The organism is Streptomyces sp. NPDC058401, from assembly GCF_042722885.1.
In the GTDB taxonomy this organism is placed as follows: domain Bacteria; phylum Actinomycetota; class Actinomycetes; order Streptomycetales; family Streptomycetaceae; genus Streptomyces.
In genome coordinates this window covers 1-2,509 of the sequence record NZ_JBHXKA010000248.1, presented here as the reverse complement: position 1 = coordinate 2,509, position 2,509 = coordinate 1, and the positions used below count along the sequence as shown (strand labels likewise).

The following is a 2,509-nucleotide window of genomic DNA, read 5'->3' as shown; positions in this document are numbered from 1 at the left end:
TACGGTCGTGACTGCGTGCCTTTTGAAGAATGAGCCTGCGAGTTAGCGGTGTGTAGCGAGGTTAACCCGTGTGGGGAAGCCGTAGCGAAAGCGAGTCCGAATAGGGCGATTGAGTTGCACGCTCTAGACCCGAAGCGGAGTGATCTAGCCATGGGCAGGTTGAAGCGGAGGTAAGACTTCGTGGAGGACCGAACCCACCAGGGTTGAAAACCTGGGGGATGACCTGTGGTTAGGGGTGAAAGGCCAATCAAACTCCGTGATAGCTGGTTCTCCCCGAAATGCATTTAGGTGCAGCGTCACGTGTTTCTTGCCGGAGGTAGAGCACTGGATAGGCGATGGGCCCTACCGGGTTACTGACCTTAGCCAAACTCCGAATGCCGGTAAGTGAGAGCGTGGCAGTGAGACTGTGGGGGATAAGCTCCATGGTCGAGAGGGAAACAGCCCAGAGCATCGACTAAGGCCCCTAAGCGTACGCTAAGTGGGAAAGGATGTGGAGTCGCAGAGACAACCAGGAGGTTGGCTTAGAAGCAGCCACCCTTGAAAGAGTGCGTAATAGCTCACTGGTCAAGTGATTCCGCGCCGACAATGTAGCGGGGCTCAAGCGTACCGCCGAAGTCGTGTCATTGCAGCAATAGGGCCAACGCCCGCTGTGATGGGTAGGGGAGCGTCGTGTGCCGGGTGAAGCAGCAGCGGAAGCTAGTTGTGGACGGTTCACGAGTGAGAATGCAGGCATGAGTAGCGATACACACGTGAGAAACGTGTGCGCCGATTGACTAAGGGTTCCTGGGTCAAGCTGATCTGCCCAGGGTAAGTCGGGACCTAAGGCGAGGCCGACAGGCGTAGTCGATGGACAACCGGTTGATATTCCGGTACCCGCTTTGAAACGCCCAATATCGAATCAGGCGATGCTAAGCCCGTGAAGCCGTTCCGGACCCTTCGGGGAAAGGAAAGTGGTGGAGCCGGCGAACCAGACTTGTAGTAGGTAAGCGATGGGGTGACGCAGGAAGGTAGTCCAGCCCGGGCGGTGGTAGTCCCGGGGTAAGGGTGTAGGCCGAGGGGTAGGCAAATCCGTCCCTCATATAAGGCTGAGACCTGATGCCGAGCCGATTGTGGTGAAGTGGATGATCCTATGCTGTCGAGAAAAGCCTCTAGCGAGTTTCATGGCGGCCCGTACCCTAAACCGACTCAGGTGGTCAGGTAGAGAATACCGAGGCGTTCGGGTGAACTATGGTTAAGGAACTCGGCAAAATGCCCCCGTAACTTCGGGAGAAGGGGGGCCAGTCCTGGTGATCGGATTTACTCCGTGAGCTGGGGGTGGCCGCAGAGACCAGCGAGAAGCGACTGTTTACTAAAAACACAGGTCCGTGCGAAGCCGTAAGGCGATGTATACGGACTGACGCCTGCCCGGTGCTGGAACGTTAAGGGGACCGGTTAGTCACATTTCGGTGTGGCGAAGCTGAGAACTTAAGCGCCAGTAAACGGCGGTGGTAACTATAACCATCCTAAGGTAGCGAAATTCCTTGTCGGGTAAGTTCCGACCTGCACGAATGGCGTAACGACTTCTCGACTGTCTCAACCATAGGCCCGGTGAAATTGCACTACGAGTAAAGATGCTCGTTTCGCGCAGCAGGACGGAAAGACCCCGGGACCTTTACTATAGTTTGATATTGGTGTTCGGTTCGGCTTGTGTAGGATAGGTGGGAGACTTTGAAGCGGCCACGCCAGTGGTTGTGGAGTCGTCGTTGAAATACCACTCTGGTCGTGCTGGATGTCTAACCTCGGTCCGTGATCCGGATCAGGGACAGTGTCTGATGGGTAGTTTAACTGGGGCGGTTGCCTCCCAAAAAGTAACGGAGGCGCCCAAAGGTTCCCTCAGCCTGGTTGGCAATCAGGTGTTGAGTGTAAGTGCACAAGGGAGCTTGACTGTGAGACCGACGGGTCGAGCAGGGACGAAAGTCGGGACTAGTGATCCGGCGGTGGCTTGTGGAAGCGCCGTCGCTCAACGGATAAAAGGTACCCCGGGGATAACAGGCTGATCTTCCCCAAGAGTCCATATCGACGGGATGGTTTGGCACCTCGATGTCGGCTCGTCGCATCCTGGGGCTGGAGTCGGTCCCAAGGGTTGGGCTGTTCGCCCATTAAAGCGGTACGCGAGCTGGGTTTAGAACGTCGTGAGACAGTTCGGTCCCTATCCGCTGTGCGCGTAGGAATATTGAGAAGGGCTGTCCCTAGTACGAGAGGACCGGGACGGACGAACCTCTGGTGTGCCAGTTGTCCTGCCAAGGGCATGGCTGGTTGGCTACGTTCGGGAGGGATAACCGCTGAAAGCATCTAAGCGGGAAGCCTGCTTCAAGATGAGTATTCCCACCTCCTTGAGAGGGTAAGGCTCCCAGTAGACGACTGGGTTGATAGGCCAGATGTGGAAGCCCGGTAACGGGTGGAGCTGACTGGTACTAATAGGCCGAGGGCTTGTCCTCAGTTGCTCGCGTCCACTGTGTTAGTTCTGAAG

At 56.4% G+C, this 2,509-nt stretch carries 1 rRNA gene (cut by a window edge); it reads left to right on the top strand.

The window, feature by feature from the left end:
* Positions 1–2,477: ribosomal RNA gene (locus ACFWNV_RS39205) — 23S ribosomal RNA — on the top strand; it begins 727 nt to the left of the window's first position.
* Positions 2,478–2,509 lie beyond the last annotated feature (32 nt).